We start from the raw sequence: 17008 nt of genomic DNA, 5'->3' as shown, positions 1-17008 counted from the left end.
CTGGGTCTGCCCCGTTTTTTTCGGCCCGAAAACCTGGTGGTGGAAGGATGCACGACGCAGGTGCGGTCCTGACCGTTCGGAAGCAGGGGGATGGCGCCTTGTGTACTGCCCTGTGGCTCTTTCTGCCGGTAGGACGGGTCACTCCAGGCGGCGGAAGGCCTGGTTTTCGAAGCTGCTGCAGGTCTCCTGGTTGAGCAGGTTGACCAGCAGGATGGCCCGCTTTTCGCCATCCGGCTCCAGATAGATGGCTTCAAACCCGGCGAGGGGACCGGATTCGATAAGTACCTTGTCTCCCTGGGTCGGCAGACGGGCATAGCTGGCGCGCGCCTCGTCGCTGTCATCCCGGCTCATGAGCCGGTAGATCAGCTGGCTGCTGACGGGGGTCCACTCCTTGCCGAAGTGGATGATGCGACTGATGCCCCGGGTCGATTTCAGGGTGACCGGGGTGACCTCTTCCAGATCCACGTAGATGAAGAGATAGTTGGGGAACATGGGCTCGCGCTGGGGCACGCGCTTGCCTCGCCGCAGTTTTTCAATCTCGACCATGGGGTAATAGGATTCAACGCCCTGGGCTGCCAGATGGGCGCGGGCGCGGGCCTCTTCCTTGGGTTTGCAGTAGGCCAGATACCATTTTTTCATTGTTGTTCTGTTTTTCGTGTTGCCGTGCTTCTGGCTATGATAACGGGGGTAAAAAAAAAGGCCACGCTTGACGTGGCCTTTTTTCCAGAGTGAGTGATTACCAACCTTTCACCAGACCGCCCTTGAACAGCTCGGTCCCCTTCTTGAAGACCTCGTCGGTCTGGAAGGACTGAACGAACTCCTTGACCTTCTCGTCGTCCTTGTTGTTCTCGCGAGCAACGATCAGGTTGACGTAGGGGGACTCCTTGTCTTCGACAAACAGGCCGTTCTCGGTCGGGGTCAGACCAATCTGACCGGCGAAGGTGTTGTTGATGATGGCCAGATCCACGTCTTCCAGGGAGCGCGGCAGTTGTGCGGCTTCCAGCTCGACGATCTTGAAGTTGCGCGGGTTGCTGGCGATGTCCAGTACGGTCGCTTCCAGACCGGCACCCTCTTTAAGCTTCAGCAGGCCCTGCTTCTCCAGCAGGATCAGGGAGCGACCCAGGTTGGTCGGATCGTTCGGCACCGCGATCTGGGCACCGTCTTTCAGCTCGGACAGGGCCTTGACCTTCTTGGAGTAACCGGCGATCGGGTAGACGAAGGTGTTGCCGACCGGGACCAGCTTGAAGCCGCGATCACGGATCTGGGCATCCAGGTAGGGCTTGTGCTGGAAGGCGTTGACGTCGACGCTGCCGTCGTTCAGGGCCACGTTCGGGGTGACGTAGTCGGAGAAGGTGACCACTTCGACGGTCAGGCCGTATTTTTCCTTGGCAACCTTGGCCGCGGTCTCAACCAGCTCGGTCTCGGGACCGGCGATGGCGCCCACCTTCAGGGTCTTGTTCTCTTCCTTCTGGCCGCAGCCGACCAGTACCAGGGTTGCCAGCAGCGCAGCTGCTGCGGATTTGATGCCCAATTTCATAAAAACCTCCTGTCAGAAATCGACGATTAACGATGATCACATTGTTTGACCAGGCGCTCACCCGCGCTCTGGATGAGTTGAACCAGCACCACCAGAATGACCACGGTGACCAGCATGACGGTGGGATCGAAACGCTGGTAGCCGTAGCGAATACCCACATCACCGAGACCACCGCCTCCGATGGCACCTGCCATGGCGGAGTAGTTCACCAGGGTGACGAGGGTGATGATGACGCTGTTGAGGATCCCCGGCAGGGCCTCGGGCAGCAACACCTTGGCGATGATTTGCAGGGGCTTGGCCCCCATGGCCTTGGCCGCTTCCAGCAGGCCGTCAGGCACCTCCATCAGGGCCCCTTCCACCAGGCGGGCGATGAAGGGAATGCAGCCCACGGTCAGCGGCACGATGGCGGCGATGGTGCCGATGCTGGTGCCGACGATGAAGCGGGTCAACGGAATGATGGCGACCAGCAGAATGATGAAGGGCACCGAGCGGCCGACGTTGACGATGACGCCCAGGACCTTGTTGAGCAGCGGATTGGCCAGGATCTGGCCCGCCTTGGTCACGTGCAGTGCCACGCCGAGCGGCAGGCCGAGCAGGCAGCCGAACAGGGCGGAGGCAAACACCATGATGAGGGTGTCGCCCAGAGCCGAAATCAGCAGATTAATCATTGCTTCGGACATAACCCATTACCTCCAGCTGAATGTGGTTGTCGATGAGGAACTGCTGGGTGGCCTCGCACTGGGTCTCGTCCCCGAACAGTTCCGCCAGCAGGAAGCCGAACTTGACGCCACCGGCGTATTCGATGTCTGCGCTCAGGATGCTGATGTCGATGTTGAAACGGCGGCTCGCCTCGGAAATCAGCGGCGAATCCACCGTGGTCCCGGTAAAGCCGAGCTTCACCAGGGGATAGCTGCCGGGCACCCGCTCGGCACTCATCCGATCCTGATACTCCTGGGGCACTTCCAGGTGGATGGTGGAGTGGATGAAATCCCGGGCCAGCTGGGTCTTGGCATTGCTGAAGAACCAGGCCACTTCCCCCTGCTCGATGAGACGGCCGTCGCTGATGATGGCCACTTCGTCGCAGATCCCCTTCACCACGTCCATTTCGTGGGTGATGAGCAGTATGGTGAGCCCCAGCTTGACGTTGATCTCCTTGAGCAGGGTCAGGATCGAGCGGGTGGTCTGCGGGTCGAGGGCCGAGGTGGCCTCGTCACACAGCAGGACCTTGGGAGCCGATGCCAGGGCGCGGGCGATGGCGACGCGCTGCTTCTGCCCGCCGGAGAGCTCGGACGGATAGGCGTGGGCACGGGCTTCCAGCCCGACCAGGGCCAGCAGTTCGCTGACCCGGCTCTGGATCTTGTCCTTGCTCCAGCCCGCCAGCTCCAGCGGGAAGGCGATGTTGGCGGAGACGGTGCGAGAGGCCAGCAGGTTGAAGTGCTGGAAGATCATGCCGATCTGGCGGCGAGCTTGAGTCAGATCCCGCTCGCTCAGGGCGACCAGGTCCTGGCCATCGACGATGACCTGCCCCTCGGTGGGGCGCTCCAGCAGGTTGACGCAGCGGATGAGGGTACTCTTGCCGGCACCGGAGGCACCGATCACCCCGAAGATCTTGCCTTGGGGCACATGCAGGCTCACGTCACGCAGGGCGTGCACGGCATCACTGCCTTTACCGTAGACTTTGTTGAGACCGATCAACTTAATCATGGATTCTTCCGTGCTAACAGCCTTAAAGCACAGGGCGCTACAGGCGGGTAAATTGGGCAGAGGTTTCACTGGGTAGCTCTGTCATCATGGAGGATGATGCTAAGATGTCCGGATGGCTGTGTCAACGCATGTTTTTACGTCTAGACGTCTAAAAAATGGATAAGGATTCCCGCCATTTGACTATGGTGTGGAGGTATCACCACCAGTATCAATATTAGATTCCGATTTGATGACTCTAGTCCGAATATAAGCTGGTAAATATCTCTTATGTCGTCGATTTGATGCCTCCCCTTCGGACAAGGTGCCCGGTCGTCCGGGCAGCATCGCTGCCGGTTTCCCCTTCCTCCTGCCGTCTCTTTTTCTGTTTTCTTTTCCATCTCCTTGATGCAGAACAATAAATGACCAGTTCGTGGCCGTGTCGACATGCCAGCTCCCTATACTGGCTGCAGGTGGATGCCAGGAGGGAGGCGAGATGCGATTCCAACAGATCAAGGACCTGATGCTCTATCTCGAGGAGCTTCATCATCGGCAAGGGCACATTTACGGGCGCCAGATCCCCCGGGTGGATGCTGAGCGCAGCAGGATGTTGCTGGCCTATTTGCAAGGGCGGGAGGATGCCGCGGCGGCTCATCTGCACGATTATCGCGAGCAGATGGGAAGCGCGGTGAAGGAGACCTGGCTGGATCAGGGATTTGGCGAGGATCTGCTGGCCGAGGGGGATCGTCTGGCGCTGCCCGCCACAACCCAGCCCGCGGAGATAGTGGCCCTGGTGTCACGCCAGGAGGAGAGGCTCATCGGCGAGCTGGAACGTCTGGCCCGGGAGTGCCCCACGCCCGACACGGCGGCGCTGCTGAAAGCCCTGGCCTCCATGGCCCAATCCCGCCTGACCCGTCTGGTACACGGTGCTCATCGCCTCGACGATCTCTGAGCCCGGATGAGAGAGACCCGGCACGGGCCGGGTCTTCTGATGTTGCTGGCGGTCAGCCCCCTTGCCGGGCCGCGCCATAGAGGGCGGCGCCTATGATGCCGGCCTGGTTGAGGTTCGCGGCCGCCACCAGGGGAGCCCGGGTCTCAATCTTGTCGATGAACTTGTCGAGCTTGGCGGCGCTGCCGCCCCCCAGGATGAAGAGGTCGGGGGAGAACAGAAACTCCAGGCGAGCCAGGTATTTGTTGAAACGTTTGCCCCAGCGGCCCCAGGAAAGATCCTCGCGCTTGCGCACCGCATCGGAGCAATAGTGTTCGGCCACCATGCCTTCCAGCATCAGGTGACCCAGCTCGGTATTGGGCAGCAACTGGCCATTGACGAAGACGGCGGTACCGATGCCGGTGCCGACGGTGATGAGAATGATGACCCCCTGGCGATCCTGCCCGGTGCCAAAGCGCATCTCCGCCAGACCGGCCGCATCGGCGTCGTTCAGGACATGGCAGGGCAGGCCGGTCACATCGGCAAACAGGTGGGCGGCATCGGTCTCAATCCAGCTCTTGTCGATGTTGGAGGCATTCTTGGCGATGCCGTTGTGGATGGTGGCGGGAAACCCGCACCCCACGGGCCCCTTCCATTGGAAGTGCTCGACCAGCGCCTTGAGGGTGTGTGCCACGGCGGCCGGGGTTGCCGGTTGCGGTGTGGCGATGCGGTGGCGTTCGCCAATCAGCTCCCCGGTTTCGGTGTCGACCAGGCAGCCCTTGATCCCGGACCCCCCAATATCTACTCCCAGCATCTGCATCAGAATCTTCCTTTTATTGTGCCGATGTTCAATGGTCGGCAGAGCATGAAAAAATGGCTGCGATCCGGCAAGAGCCAGATCACTTATGCGTGATCCGGCAGACCTTTTTCGATGCAGCGGATCAGCAATCGCGTCTTTTTATTCTCTTCCTGCTGACGCCTGGCCAGGGTCGCCAGCGCCCACTCGATATGCTCGGCTACCATGGGCGCCGCCTCAGGCAGCGCCTGTTGCAGGGCGGCCAGGACCTCGCTGCTGGCCGGCCCGTTGCCAAGGGCCACTGCCAGGTTGCGGCGCCAGCGCTGATAGCCGATGCGGCGGATGGGGCTGCCTTCCGTGTGTTTGAGAAATTCGGCCTCGCTCCAGCCCCACAAGGTCAAGAGGGGCGGGCGGTGCAGATTGGGGCGCGGGCTGAAGTCGGGCTCCGGGCTGGCATCGGCATAGCGGTTCCAGGGGCAGATGAGCTGGCAGTCGTCACAGCCATAGATGCGATTGCCCATGAGCGGCCTGAACTCCTCGGGAATGGGGCCGTCATTCTCGATGGTGAGATAGGAGATGCAGCGCCGTCCGTCTACCACATAGGGGGCGATGATGGCACCGGTGGGGCAGATATTGATGCAGGCCACGCACTTGCCACACAGCTCCTTCTCCACCGGGGCATCCACGGGCAGCGGCAGGGCGATGAGCAATTCTCCCAGAAAGAAGAAGGAGCCGGCGGACTCGTTGATCAGCAGCGAGTGCTTGCCCACCCAGCCAAGGCCGGCCTTGGCCGCCAGCGGCCTTTCCAAAATAGGGGCCGAGTCGACAAAGGGGCGCCACTCGCCCAGGGTTTGTCCCGCCGCCCGCAACAGGGTGTCGCACCGCTGCTCAATGCGCTCCCCCAACTGCTTGAGCCGGTTGCGCAGCACCTTGTGGTAGTCGCGGCCGAGGGCATAGCGGCTGATGTAGCCGAGGGTGGGATCGCGCAGGGTGGCGGCAAAGCCCGCCTCGAACGGGAGGTAGTTCATCCGCACCGAGATGACCCGCAAGGTGCCCGGCAACAGCTCGTGAGGGCGGGCCCTCATCATGCCGTGGCGCGCCATGTAGTCCATGGTGCCGTGATAACCTGCATCCAGCCAGGCCTGCAACCTCGGCTCTTCCAGGGTGAGATCGGTGTCGGCGATGCCGACCTGGTCAAATCCTAGCTCCCTTGCCCAGAGCTTGATATCGTGGGCCAGTTGCGCAAGTTCGGCAGCCGTCATGCAGCATCCCCTCTCTTCCTGCAGGAGTGTGGCAGGCGCAGGGCGGCAATATGGCGTGCCAGTTGCCGGGTCATGGGATGATGAAACGTGGGGGCCGTCATGGTAGAGGTGTTCGGGGACGCTATCCGCAAAAATGAGTGGGAGAGTCTAGCACAACCCCTGTGGCGGGCCGAGCAGATCCGCAGCATGGAACGGCGCTGGGCCGAGCAGGAAGGGTTGCCCCTCTATGTGCTGATGGAGCGGGCCGGGAGTGCGCTGTGCAACTATGCCTGTCACCACTGGCCCGACAGCCGTCAGTGGTGGATCTTCGTCGGCCCTGGCAACAACGGCGGGGACGGCTACGTGCTGGCCCGCCTTGCCCGGCGCATCGGCCTCGAGCCTCTGGTGATTGCCGCCCGGGCTCCCGGCCTGCTGAGGGGAGATGCCAGGCGGGCTGCCGAAGAGTGGCTCGCATCGGGGGGGAGCGTGACCATGGCCGAGGATCTGCTGCCCGCCACGCTGCCGCCGCCGGATCTGGTCATAGACGCACTGCTCGGTACCGGCGTCCAGCTTCCCCTCTCCTCGTCAATGACAAAGATCGTCGCAACAATCAATGGCTTGAACGCGCCCGTGCTGGCGGTGGATCTCCCCTCCGGTCTCAATGCCGACACCGGCCGCGCCATGGGCGCACTGGTGCGCGCCACCCGCACCCTCACTTTCATCGGCATCAAGCAGGGCATGCTCACCGCCGACGGGGTGGACGGAGTCGGCCACCTCGACCGGGATCCCCTGGGAGTGACGCCGGGGGAGGAACGGGTTCCCGCTGCCGAGCGGATCGATTATCCCAGCCTCAAGGGGTTGCTGACCCCGCGCAGGCGCTCGGCTCACAAGGGACACAGCGGCAAGGTACTGCTGACGGGGGGGAACCTCGGCATGCAGGGAGCGATCCTGCTGGCGGGTCAGGCCTGTCTGCGGGCGGGGGCGGGATTGGTACGCCTGCGCCAGCACCCAGATTGCCCGGCGGCCAGCCTGGTTCAACCCGAGCTGATGGGATGCCCGGCGGACATGGATGAAGGGTGGGCATCTGTGCAGGTACTGGGCCCCGGGCTCGGTCAGGATGAGTGGGGCCGGGCCCGGTTCGAACAGGGCATCGGAGCCGCCGTGCCACTGGTATTGGACGCCGATGGATTGAATTGGCTGGCGCAGGCCCCCCGTCATCAGGATAATTGGGTGCTCACGCCCCACCCCGGGGAGGCGGCTCGCCTGCTGGGCTGCACCATCGCCGAGATCGAGGGGGACAGGTTTGCGGCCGTCTCGCGACTGCAACAGCGCTACGGTGGTGTGGTGTTGCTCAAGGGGGCGGGGTCGCTCATCTGCGACGGCAGGCGCATTTCCCTGTGCGACGAGGGTAACCCCGGCATGGCCAGTGGCGGCATGGGTGACCTCTTGTCTGGTATAATCGCCGCCCTTCTGGCTCAGGGCTGGTCTGCGGGCATGGCCACCCGACTCGGGGCCGTGATCCACGCAGAGGCCGCCGATCTGGCCGCTGCCGAGGGTGAGAGGGGCATGCTGGCATCGGATCTGCTGCCCTGGATCCGTCGTCTGGTCAATCCGACACAGTAACAAGTAACAAGAAGAACATGGCAAAAACCTTGATGATGACACTGCCGGACGAGGCAGCAACAGTGGCGCTGGGTGGCCGTCTGGCAAAGGCGTGCCAACAGGCCACCACGGTATTTCTGCACGGTGCCCTCGGGGCCGGCAAAACCACCCTGACCCGAGGCTGGGTGCAGGGACTGGGTCATGAGGGCAAGGTCAAGAGTCCGACCTATACCCTGGTGGAGCCCTATGAGCTTGCCCAGTGGCAGGTCTATCACTTCGATCTCTATCGACTGGCGGACCCGGAAGAGCTGGAGTTCATGGGCATTCGCGACTATTTCGCCGCCGATACCCTCTGCCTGGTGGAGTGGCCACAGAAGGGCGAGGGCTGGCTGCCAGCCCCGGATCTCGAGATCACCCTGAGTTATGCAAACGAGCAGCGCGAGGTGCAGATTGATGCCCGCACTGCTATCGGCGAAGCCATTCTGGAACGGTTGTCATCTCAGTGCGCGTGATCCTTGTCTTTGTTCTCTCCCTGATGGCGTTGCCCACCTGGGCCAATCAGCTCAAGAGTGTGCGGGTGTGGCCATCACCGGACAACACCCGGGTGGTGCTCGACATGAGCAGCGCCCCCAATTTCAACTACTTCACCCTGACCGGTCCGAACCGTCTGGTCATCGACCTGAAAGGGGCGAGCAACGCCACCAACCTGGCCCGCATCGAGAACAAGAGCGAGCTGGTGCGCAAGATCCGCGAGAGCACGCCGCTGGAGAAGGGCGGCCTGCGACTGGTGCTGGATCTCGGCTCTGCCATCAAGCCGGTGGTCTTCCCGCTGGCGCCAGCAGGTCCCTATGGCCACCGTCTTGTGATCGATCTTCCCTATGAAGAGAAGGGGAGCGCTGCGGCGCAGCCCGCTCCCGTCGGGGGGCACGGCAAGGCCATCGTCATCGCCATCGATCCTGGTCACGGCGGGGAAGACCCGGGCTCCATCGGCCCGCGCCGCACCTACGAGAAGCGGGTGACCCTGGCGGTCTCCCAGAAGCTGGCGGCCCTCATCGACCGGGAGCCCGGCATGCGAGCCGTGCTGACCCGCCGTGGCGACTACTTCGTCGATCTCAACAAACGCTCCGAAATCGCCCGCAAGGCCAAGGCAGACCTGCTGGTGTCGGTGCATGCCGACAGCTTCCACAACTCGACTCCTCGCGGTGCCTCCGTCTGGGTGCTGTCGACCAACCGCGCCAACCGCGAGATGGGTAGCTGGCTCGAGAAGCAGGAGAAGCAGGGGGAGCTGCTGGGGGGCGTTGGCAAGGTATTGGCCGAGTCTGATCCCAACCCCTATCTGGCGCAGACCTTCCTGGATCTCTCCATGGACAAGTCCAGGGCCGAAGGCTATGACGTCAGCCGCCAGATCCTACGCTCGCTCGGCCGGGTGGCCAGATTGCACAAGAAGGCGCCGGAACATGCGAGCCTGGCGGTGCTGAAGGCGCCGGACATCCCCTCGGTACTGGTGGAGACGGGCTTTATCTCGAACCACGCCGAGGAGAAGCTGCTGGCCACCGCCAGCTATCAGGATCAGCTGGCCCGGGCCATCTTCGAGGGGATCCGCAACTATTACCGCAGCCATCCGACCAAGGGGCCCATGCTCACCGGCAAGGGCCAGGTTGCCGCCCCGCCGCGTCAGGCGCCTGCCAGCAAGCCGGTCGCCGTCAGCAAGCCGGTTGCCCAGCCAACGCAGCAGGTCGTGACCAACCGGATGCCGGCGAGCGAGCCCTATCGCGTTGGTGAGGGCGGCGCCCCGGTCAGCAGCGTCGGCAGCGCCTCCGGTGCCGGCGTGATCAAACCTTACAAGGTCGCAGCCCAGGAGCCGAGTGCGCCGGTAGCCAGCGTGCAGAGCAACGACAAGTCCAACATGATCCGCCACGTGGTCACCCGTGGCCAGAGTCTCTCCCGTCTCGCCGAGAAACATGGGGTGAGTCAGGCGCGACTGGTGGAGATCAACAAGCTCAAGTCACGGGACATCCAGATAGGGCAGGTGCTCTATATTCCGCGAAAATAGCGCGGGCTGAAGAACGCTGCCCTTCTCTGCCGATGGCAGGGAGGGGCGGTGAGCGTTGATGGCGCCAGGTCCACCTCTTCCCCTTTTTCATCTGCAGGAGCAAGCGATGCCAATCCGTATATTGCCGCCGATTCTGGCCAACCAGATTGCTGCCGGTGAGGTCGTGGAGCGGCCCTCCTCCGTGGTGAAGGAACTGGTGGAAAACAGCCTGGATGCGGGGGCTGACCGGGTCGAGATCGACATCGACAAGGGAGGCGCCAAGCTTATCCGCATTCGTGACAACGGCTGCGGTGTCGCCAGGGATGAGCTGGTGCTGGCGCTGTCGCGCCACGCCACCTCCAAGGTGGCGACCCTGGACGATCTGGAAGGGATCAACAGCCTGGGCTTTCGCGGGGAGGCGCTCGCCTCCATCAGCTCCGTCTCCCGCCTCACCTTCACCTCCCGCACGGCAGAGCAGAGCGAGGCCTGGCAGGCCCAGGCGGAAGGGCGTGAGATGAGCGTCACCGTCAAGCCGGCAGCCCACCCGGTGGGCACCACGGTGGAGGTGGTGGATCTCTTCTTCAACACCCCGGCGCGGCGCAAGTTCATGCGCAGCGAAAAGACCGAATTTGCCCATATCGACGAACTGGTGCGCCGCATCGCGCTCTCCCGCTTCGACGCTACCCTGATCCTGCGCCACAACGGCAAGGTGGTGCGCCAGTACAAGGCGGCCAACACGGTGGCGGAGCAGGAGCGCCGCCTCGCCGCCGTCTGCGGTTCCCCCTTCATGCACCATGCCCTGGCGGTATCGAGCGAACACAGCGACGTGCGGTTGTGGGGCTGGCTGGCCACCCCGGCAGGAGCCAGGCCGCAGAACGACCTGCAATACACCTATGTCAATGGCCGCATGATGCGGGACAAGCTCATCAATCACGCCATTCGCCAGGCCTATGACGAGCTGCTGCCCGCCGATCGCTTCGCGGCCTATGTGCTCTATATCGAGCTGGATCCCCGCCAGGTGGATGTCAACGTCCATCCGGCCAAGCACGAAGTGCGTTTCCATCAGGCGCGTCTCATCCACGATTTCATCTTCCAGGCGCTGTTTACCGCACTGCGCCAGGACGGGGCAGGGAGCGCCACCGATGCCCCCCTGGCCGAGACCCAGGTCGAGCTGCCGGGCAGCCCGGAGGTCACCTATCCGGGTCAGGCGCCGCGCACCGAGTGGTACGGTGCCGAACACGGCTATCGGGCTCCTGCCCCTGCGCGAGATGGCGACGGCGTGCGGGAAGGCAGTGGTGGCAGGGGAGGACACTACCAGCCTCCCGAACCCCCGAGCCGGGCCGCCATGCGAGGCATGGGCGCCTTGCTCACCACCCTGCCCGAGGTGGCGATGCCGGCATCCCGGCCCGTAGCCGAGAGCGGTGCCGTCGAGACGCCTGCCCGAACGGGGGTGTGGCGTGCCCTGAGCCTGGTCGAGCAGGCCTATCTGCTGATGGAGCGTCAGGGGCAACTGGCGCTGCTCTCCCTGGTACGTGCCGAGCGTCTGTTGTTGCGCCACTGGCTGCTGGATGCCTGGGGCCAGGGGCTGGCGGCCCAGCCTCTGTTGCTGCCGGTCTCCTTCAAGCTGCCGAAAAACCTGGTCGCCCTGGTGGAGGAGCGGGAACGTCTGCTCAAACGCATGGGGCTGGAGTTGAAAAGCGGGGGACGCGACACCATGATCCTGACTCGGGTGCCTGCCCTGCTGCGCCAGACCGATCTGGCCCGCCTCTTACCCGAATTGTTGCAGCTGGTCGAGAGCGGATCTGACAGTGATGCCGATGCGCAGGCTGGAGTACTATGCCAGTGGTTGGTGGAGCAAGGCATAAGTGCCGAAAAAATATACGATTTTGCCACTGCCACCCGGTTGTTGACGGAACTTGTTGCCGATTTCAGTGACCAACTGGCAGACGTTCGCATGGTGCGTCCGTTGCCGCTGGCGAACGTGCTGGCCGAGTTTGCCGATGGCAACTGACGGCGTCTCGTCGTCTGTTGCATCCATATGACCAGTTTTATGCCGGTTCGCCCGTGAAGGGGCGGCCGAAGGGAGTGTTTAACGTGGCTGACTTGCCGACTGCAATTTTTCTGATGGGGCCGACGGCCTCCGGCAAGACGGATCTCGCCATTGAACTGTGCCAGGCCCTGCCCTGCGACATCATCAGCGTGGACTCCGCGCTAATCTATCGCGGCATGGACATAGGCACCGCCAAGCCGACGCCAGCCGAGCTGGCGCAGGCCCCGCACCGGCTGATCGACATCCTGGATCCCGCCATGAGTTATTCGGCGGCGGATTTTTGCAAGGATGCCCTGCGGGAGATGAAAGAGATCGCCGACCGTGGTCGCATTCCGCTGCTGGTGGGCGGCACCATGCTCTATTTCAAGGCGCTGCTGGAGGGGCTTTCTCCGCTGCCTTCCGCCGATCCCGCCATTCGGGCCGGCATCGAGGAAGAGGCTGCCCGCCTCGGCTGGCAGGCGCTCCATGACGAACTGGTGCGCATCGACCCGGTGGCCGGTGCCCGCATCCACCCCAACGATCCCCAGCGCCTGTGCCGGGCGCTCGAGGTTTACCGCATCAGCGGCAAGACCCTCACCGAGCTGACCCAGGTACAGGGAGAGGGGCTGCCCTACCGGGCGCTGCAGTTTGCCATCGCGCCGAGGGATCGGGCCGTGCTGCACCAGCGCATCGAACAGCGGTTTGACAAGATGCTGGGCAGCGGCTTCGAGCAGGAGGTCAGGGCGCTTTACGAGCGGGGGGATCTCACCCCGGATCTTCCCTCCATTCGCTGCGTGGGATACCGCCAAATGTGGGACTACCTGGCGGGGGAAGTGGAGTATGATGAGATGCGTTATCGCGGCATTGTTGCCACCCGCCAGTTGGCCAAGCGTCAGATGACCTGGTTGCGCGGTTGGCCTGATGTGACCTGGTTGGAATCTGGTGAGTCTGGCAATCTGGCCAGGGTCGTCGCCCAAGCTGGTCCGGCTTGACACTCCTGTATAATCAGGTTGTTATATTGAATATCCGGTGTTTAAAAACAACAAACTATAAGGAAAAGAAAGATGGCTAAGGGGCAATCTCTCCAAGACCCGTTTTTGAATGCGCTGCGCCGTGAGCGTATTCCTGTTTCTATCTATTTGGTGAACGGCATCAAACTGCAGGGTCAGATCGAATCGTTTGACCAGTTTGTCATTCTGCTGAAGAACACCGTGAGCCAGATGGTCTACAAGCACGCCATTTCCACCGTGGTGCCGGCCCGTGCCGTCAACCATCACCAGCACGCCCCGGGCGCCGCCGGTGAAGAGCAGGGTGAAGCCGAGGCGTGATATCCTGCGGCGAGTTCACTCGCCAACTCAGATCCATCATGATACCTGTCAAGGAGCAAGCGCTTGTTTGACCGTTACGAAGCTGGTGAACAGGCCGTTCTGGTACATGTCAACTTCAGCGATGAGGGCGAGCGGGAGGATCTGGACGAGCTCAAGATGCTGGTGAGCTCGGCCGGGGTCAATGCACTGGGGGTGATCACCACCAGTCGCAGCGCACCCAGCGCCAAATTTTTTGTCGGCAGCGGCAAGGCGGAAGAGATCGCGTCCCAGGTCCAGATGCTGGACGCCGACGTGGTCATCTTCAACCATGCCCTGACCCCTGCCCAGGAGCGCAACCTGGAGCGTCTGTTCCAGTGCCGGGTCGTGGACAGGACTGGCCTTATCCTCGATATCTTCGCCCAGCGCGCCCGCACTCACGAAGGCAAGTTGCAGGTCGAACTGGCCCAGTTGCGCCATCTTTCCACTCGTCTGGTGCGAGGCTGGACCCACCTTGAGCGACAAAAGGGGGGGATCGGTCTGCGCGGCCCGGGTGAAACCCAGCTTGAAACCGACCGACGCCTGCTGCGTGAGCGCATCAAGGCCATTTTGCGCCGCCTCGACAAGGTGGCCAAGCAGCGGGAGCAGGGGCGCCGTGCCCGCAACCGCAACGAAGTGCCGACCGTTTCTCTGGTGGGGTATACCAACGCCGGAAAATCCACTTTGTTCAACCAACTTACAGATGCCAGCGTGTATGCTGCCGACCAATTGTTCGCAACCCTGGACCCCACCCTGCGCAAATTGGTGATCCAGGATGTGGGTGATGTGATCCTGGCGGATACAGTTGGATTTATTCGGCACTTGCCCCATGATCTGGTCGCGGCCTTCAAGGCGACCCTGCAGGAGACTCGCGAAGCGGACCTGCTGCTGCATGTGGTGGACTGCGCCGATGAACAGATGCAGGAGAATATCGAGTCGGTCCAGCGTGTGCTGGCCGAGATCGAGGCGGATGACCGTCCCCAACTGATGATCTGCAACAAGATCGACAAGCTGGGGGATCGTCCGGCTGGTCTTGAACGGGATGAGGCTGGACGACCGGTGCGAGTCTGGTTGTCGGCCCAGACTGGCGAGGGCAGTGAATACCTGTTCCAGGCACTGACTGAACTGCTGGCCGGCTCCATGGTGCATCACACCCTGCAACTGCCCCCTTCCGCCGCCAGACTGCGCAGTGCGCTCTATCGGCTGAAAGGTATCGAGCAGGAAGGTTTCAGCGAGGAGGGGGACTTTGTGCTGGAAGTTCGCCTGCAACTGGCTGACTGGAACCGCCTCATGAAACAAGAAGGTGAGAGTTTACAACGCTTTATCAGGCATTGATGGGTCGATGAACATAACTGGTTTGCTGATTTCATCACCCCTCTGTGGCCCGATAGAGATGATATCCATCCGCATGTATTAATGGAGACGCTGATGGCTTGGAATGAGCCTGGTAACAATGGCAAAGACCGTGACCCCTGGGGGAACAACGGCAAGAATCAGGGCCCCCCTGATCTGGACGAGATGCTTCGCAAGGTGAGCCGTCGTTTTGGCGGTCTGCTCGGTGGTGGCAAATCCGGTGGTGGTGACGTCGGCAAGTTCGGCCTCTCCATCGCCTTGGTGGTGGCCGTGGTGGTGTGGGTCGTCAGCGGCTTCTACACCATTCGCGAAGCCGAGCGGGGCGTGGTGCTGCGCTTTGGCGAATACTCCCACAACGTGGATCCCGGTCTGCGCTGGAAACCGACCTTCATCGACCGGGTGATCCCGGTGGACGTGGAGTCTGTCCGTTCCCTGCCGGCGTCCGGTTTCATGCTGACCCAGGATGAGAACGTGGTACGGGTCGAGATGGACGTACAGTATCGCGTGGTCGATCCCGAGCAGTACCTGTTCAGCGTGACCAACGCCGACGAGAGCCTGAGCCAGGCCACCGACAGCGCCCTGCGCTACGTGGTGGGTCACACCCGGATGGACGATGTGCTGACCACGGGTCGTGAGAAGGTGCGTCAGGAAACCTGGCAGGTGATCGACAGCATCATCGAGCCCTATCAGATGGGTCTGCAGATCGTGGACGTCAACTTCCTGCCGGCGCGTCCGCCGGAAGAGGTGAAGGATGCGTTTGATGACGCCATCTCCGCCCAGGAAGATGAGCAGCGTTTCATCCGTGAAGCGGAAGCCTATGCCCGTGAAGTGGAGCCCAAGGCTCGTGGCCAGGTCAAACGTCTGGAGCAGGAGGCCGAAGCCTACAAGTCCCAGATCGTGTTGAAGGCCAAGGGTGAAGTCGCTCGCTTCAACGAGCTGCTGCCCCAGTATCAGGCCGCGCCCGAGCTGACCCGTGATCGTATCTACCTGGAAACCATGGAAGAGCTCTATCAGCAGGCCAACAAGGTGGTGGTCGACATGCCGGCTGGCAACAACAGCATGATCTACCTGCCGCTCGACAAGCTCTCTGGCAAGGCGAATGCCGTGCAACCGGCACGTCCTGCGGGCACCCCGGCAGTCGAGGCGGCCCAGCCGTCCAACGAAGGGGCCAACTCCACTCCGACCCCGCTGCGTGGCGGTGATCGTTTCAGCACAGGGAGAAACTGATAGATGAAAAAGCTAGCTATTGGTGTCATCGCTGTGGCGGCCATGGTCTGCTTCTCTTCCATCTTCATCGTCGATGAAGGACAGAAGGGGATCGTGGTGCAGTTTGGCAAGGTGAAACGGGTCGACTCTGGTGAACCGCGCCTGTACGAGCCGGGTCTGCACTTCAAGGTGCCGCTCATCGACCAGGTACGCAAGATGGATGCCCGCATCCAGACTCTGGAAGGCCAGGCTGATCGCTTCGTTACGTCCGAGAAGAAGGACCTCATCATCGACTCCTACGTGAAGTGGAAGATCGAGGACTTCTCCAAGTACTACCTGGCGACCGGTGGTGGCAACAAGATCCAGGCTGAAGACCTGCTCAAGCGCAAGATCAACAACGGCCTGCGTTCCGAGATCGGTAACCGCACCATCAAGGACATCGTCTCCGGCGAGCGCAGTACCGTGATGGAAGATGCCCTGATGAAGATGGCGCGCTCCTCCGAGCTCGGCATCAAGGTGGTGGATGTGCGCATCAAGCAGATCAACCTGCCGGTGGAAGTTTCCAGTTCCATCTATCAGCGGATGCGTGCCGAGCGGACCGCGGTTGCCCGTGAACACCGTTCACAGGGCCGCGAGCAGGCCGAGATCCTGCGTGCCGACATCGACCGCAAGGTGACCGTGATGATCGCCGACGCCGAGAGTAATGCCCGTCAACTGCGTGGTGAAGGGGATGCCGAAGCCGCCAGGATCTATGCCGACAGCTACAAGAAGGACCCGGAGTTCTTCAGTTTCGTGCGCAGCATGGAGGCCTATCGCAAGAGCTTCGCCGGTGGCAACGACCTCATGGTCCTGAAACCGGACAGCGAGTTCTTCCGCTACCTCAAGTCGCCGCACGGCAACAAGCAGTAAACATGTGTTGATATGACCCAAGGGCCTGATGATTCAGGCCCTTTTGTTTGCCGGCCACAGACCGGCAGGGGAACAGGGATAGGGAGAGGTGATGCTGACATCCATGTTGATGGGGCTGGGGTTGCTGCTGCTCTTCGAAGGATTGGGGCCCTTGCTCGCTCCCAGGGCATGGCAGCAGATGCTGCGCCTGCTCGGGGAGTTGCCGCCGGAACAGCTGCGCCGCATCGGCGGCTGTCTGGTGGTGGCAGGTGGTGTCATCTTGTGGGCGTTGGCCCGTTAGAGCCTGTGTTGATACGACAGTGGCACGGGGAATTCGGACAATAAAAAAGAGGCCAGAGGGCCTCTTTTTTAT

General features: G+C 62.2%; 17 protein-coding genes. 11 read left to right on the top strand and 6 right to left on the bottom strand.

Annotated elements, in window-relative coordinates; translation table 11 throughout:
- Window positions 1-138: 138 nt before the first annotated feature.
- From rfaH to metN, 4 genes are all read right to left on the bottom strand, one after another.
- On the bottom strand, window positions 139-639 hold the full coding sequence (rfaH, locus tag AB5Y89_RS18150) for a transcription/translation regulatory transformer protein RfaH (protein WP_010673182.1): 501 nt from the start codon (window positions 637-639) through the stop codon (window positions 139-141).
- 97 nt (window positions 640-736) lie between these two features.
- Window positions 737-1537 carry a methionine ABC transporter substrate-binding lipoprotein MetQ gene (gene metQ, locus AB5Y89_RS18145; RefSeq protein ID WP_010673183.1) on the bottom strand — a complete coding sequence of 267 codons (801 nt, stop codon included), beginning with the start codon at window positions 1535-1537 and terminating at the stop codon, window positions 737-739.
- A gap of 26 nt (window positions 1538-1563) precedes the next feature.
- Window positions 1564-2217, bottom strand: a complete 654-nt coding sequence (locus AB5Y89_RS18140; RefSeq protein WP_029313844.1) for a methionine ABC transporter permease — start codon at window positions 2215-2217, stop codon at window positions 1564-1566.
- Entirely contained in the window at window positions 2198-3241 is a 1044-nt protein-coding gene (gene metN, locus AB5Y89_RS18135; protein WP_128274134.1) for a methionine ABC transporter ATP-binding protein MetN, read from the bottom strand. Before metN ends, AB5Y89_RS18140 begins: the two co-directional genes overlap by 20 nt.
- Before the next feature lie 472 nt (window positions 3242-3713).
- On the opposite strand from metN, the gene AB5Y89_RS18130 reads away from it, so the two are divergent.
- Window positions 3714-4169, top strand: coding sequence for a hypothetical protein (locus AB5Y89_RS18130; protein WP_010673186.1), 456 nt, complete (start codon window positions 3714-3716; stop codon window positions 4167-4169).
- A 52-nt stretch (window positions 4170-4221) separates the two neighbouring features.
- On the opposite strand, the gene ppgK is transcribed toward AB5Y89_RS18130, so the two are convergent.
- Window positions 4222-4965 carry a polyphosphate--glucose phosphotransferase gene (gene ppgK, locus AB5Y89_RS18125; RefSeq protein WP_010673187.1) on the bottom strand — a complete coding sequence of 248 codons (744 nt, stop codon included), beginning with the start codon at window positions 4963-4965 and terminating at the stop codon, window positions 4222-4224.
- An 83-nt stretch (window positions 4966-5048) separates the two neighbouring features.
- On the bottom strand, window positions 5049-6203 hold the full coding sequence (queG, locus tag AB5Y89_RS18120) for a tRNA epoxyqueuosine(34) reductase QueG (protein WP_324050194.1): 1155 nt from the start codon (window positions 6201-6203) through the stop codon (window positions 5049-5051).
- A 99-nt stretch (window positions 6204-6302) separates the two neighbouring features.
- Between queG and AB5Y89_RS18115 the strand changes: the two genes are divergently transcribed.
- The 10 genes from AB5Y89_RS18115 to AB5Y89_RS18070 all read left to right on the top strand — a co-directional run bounded on the left by AB5Y89_RS18115 (window position 6303) and on the right by AB5Y89_RS18070 (window position 16936).
- Complete coding sequence (locus AB5Y89_RS18115; protein ID WP_286700527.1) at window positions 6303-7805, top strand: NAD(P)H-hydrate dehydratase; 1503 nt, start codon at window positions 6303-6305, stop codon at window positions 7803-7805.
- 17 nt (window positions 7806-7822) lie between these two features.
- Complete coding sequence (gene tsaE, locus AB5Y89_RS18110) at window positions 7823-8296, top strand: tRNA (adenosine(37)-N6)-threonylcarbamoyltransferase complex ATPase subunit type 1 TsaE (protein WP_286700526.1); 474 nt, start codon at window positions 7823-7825, stop codon at window positions 8294-8296.
- Window positions 8287-9837 carry an N-acetylmuramoyl-L-alanine amidase gene (locus AB5Y89_RS18105; RefSeq protein WP_041211134.1) on the top strand — a complete coding sequence of 517 codons (1551 nt, stop codon included), beginning with the start codon at window positions 8287-8289 and terminating at the stop codon, window positions 9835-9837. The genes tsaE and AB5Y89_RS18105 overlap by 10 nt, the downstream gene beginning before the upstream one ends.
- A 106-nt stretch (window positions 9838-9943) precedes the next feature.
- On the top strand, window positions 9944-11827 hold the full coding sequence (gene mutL, locus AB5Y89_RS18100; RefSeq protein ID WP_368212127.1) for a DNA mismatch repair endonuclease MutL: 1884 nt from the start codon (window positions 9944-9946) through the stop codon (window positions 11825-11827).
- A gap of 92 nt (window positions 11828-11919) precedes the next feature.
- Window positions 11920-12837, top strand: coding sequence for a tRNA (adenosine(37)-N6)-dimethylallyltransferase MiaA (miaA, locus tag AB5Y89_RS18095; RefSeq protein ID WP_080770083.1), 918 nt, complete (start codon window positions 11920-11922; stop codon window positions 12835-12837).
- Window positions 12838-12909: 72 nt separating this feature from the next.
- Window positions 12910-13173, top strand: coding sequence for an RNA chaperone Hfq (hfq, locus tag AB5Y89_RS18090; protein WP_011704864.1), 264 nt, complete (start codon window positions 12910-12912; stop codon window positions 13171-13173).
- Window positions 13174-13236: 63 nt separating this feature from the next.
- Window positions 13237-14523, top strand: coding sequence for a ribosome rescue GTPase HflX (gene hflX / locus AB5Y89_RS18085; RefSeq protein WP_010673194.1), 1287 nt, complete (start codon window positions 13237-13239; stop codon window positions 14521-14523).
- Window positions 14524-14616: 93 nt separating this feature from the next.
- Window positions 14617-15768, top strand: a complete 1152-nt coding sequence (gene hflK, locus AB5Y89_RS18080) for an FtsH protease activity modulator HflK (RefSeq protein WP_010673195.1) — start codon at window positions 14617-14619, stop codon at window positions 15766-15768.
- A gap of 3 nt (window positions 15769-15771) precedes the next feature.
- Window positions 15772-16656 carry a protease modulator HflC gene (gene hflC, locus AB5Y89_RS18075; RefSeq protein WP_010673196.1) on the top strand — a complete coding sequence of 295 codons (885 nt, stop codon included), beginning with the start codon at window positions 15772-15774 and terminating at the stop codon, window positions 16654-16656.
- A gap of 91 nt (window positions 16657-16747) precedes the next feature.
- Complete coding sequence (locus AB5Y89_RS18070) at window positions 16748-16936, top strand: DUF2065 family protein (RefSeq protein ID WP_010673197.1); 189 nt, start codon at window positions 16748-16750, stop codon at window positions 16934-16936.
- Window positions 16937-17008: the final 72 nt, after the last annotated feature.

The sequence above is a fragment of the Aeromonas sp. s4 genome, assembly GCF_040907855.1.
Classification (GTDB): domain Bacteria; phylum Pseudomonadota; class Gammaproteobacteria; order Enterobacterales; family Aeromonadaceae; genus Aeromonas; species Aeromonas caviae.
Note: the sequence above shows the minus strand (reverse complement) of the source record. Positions and strands in the feature narration are given on the sequence as shown.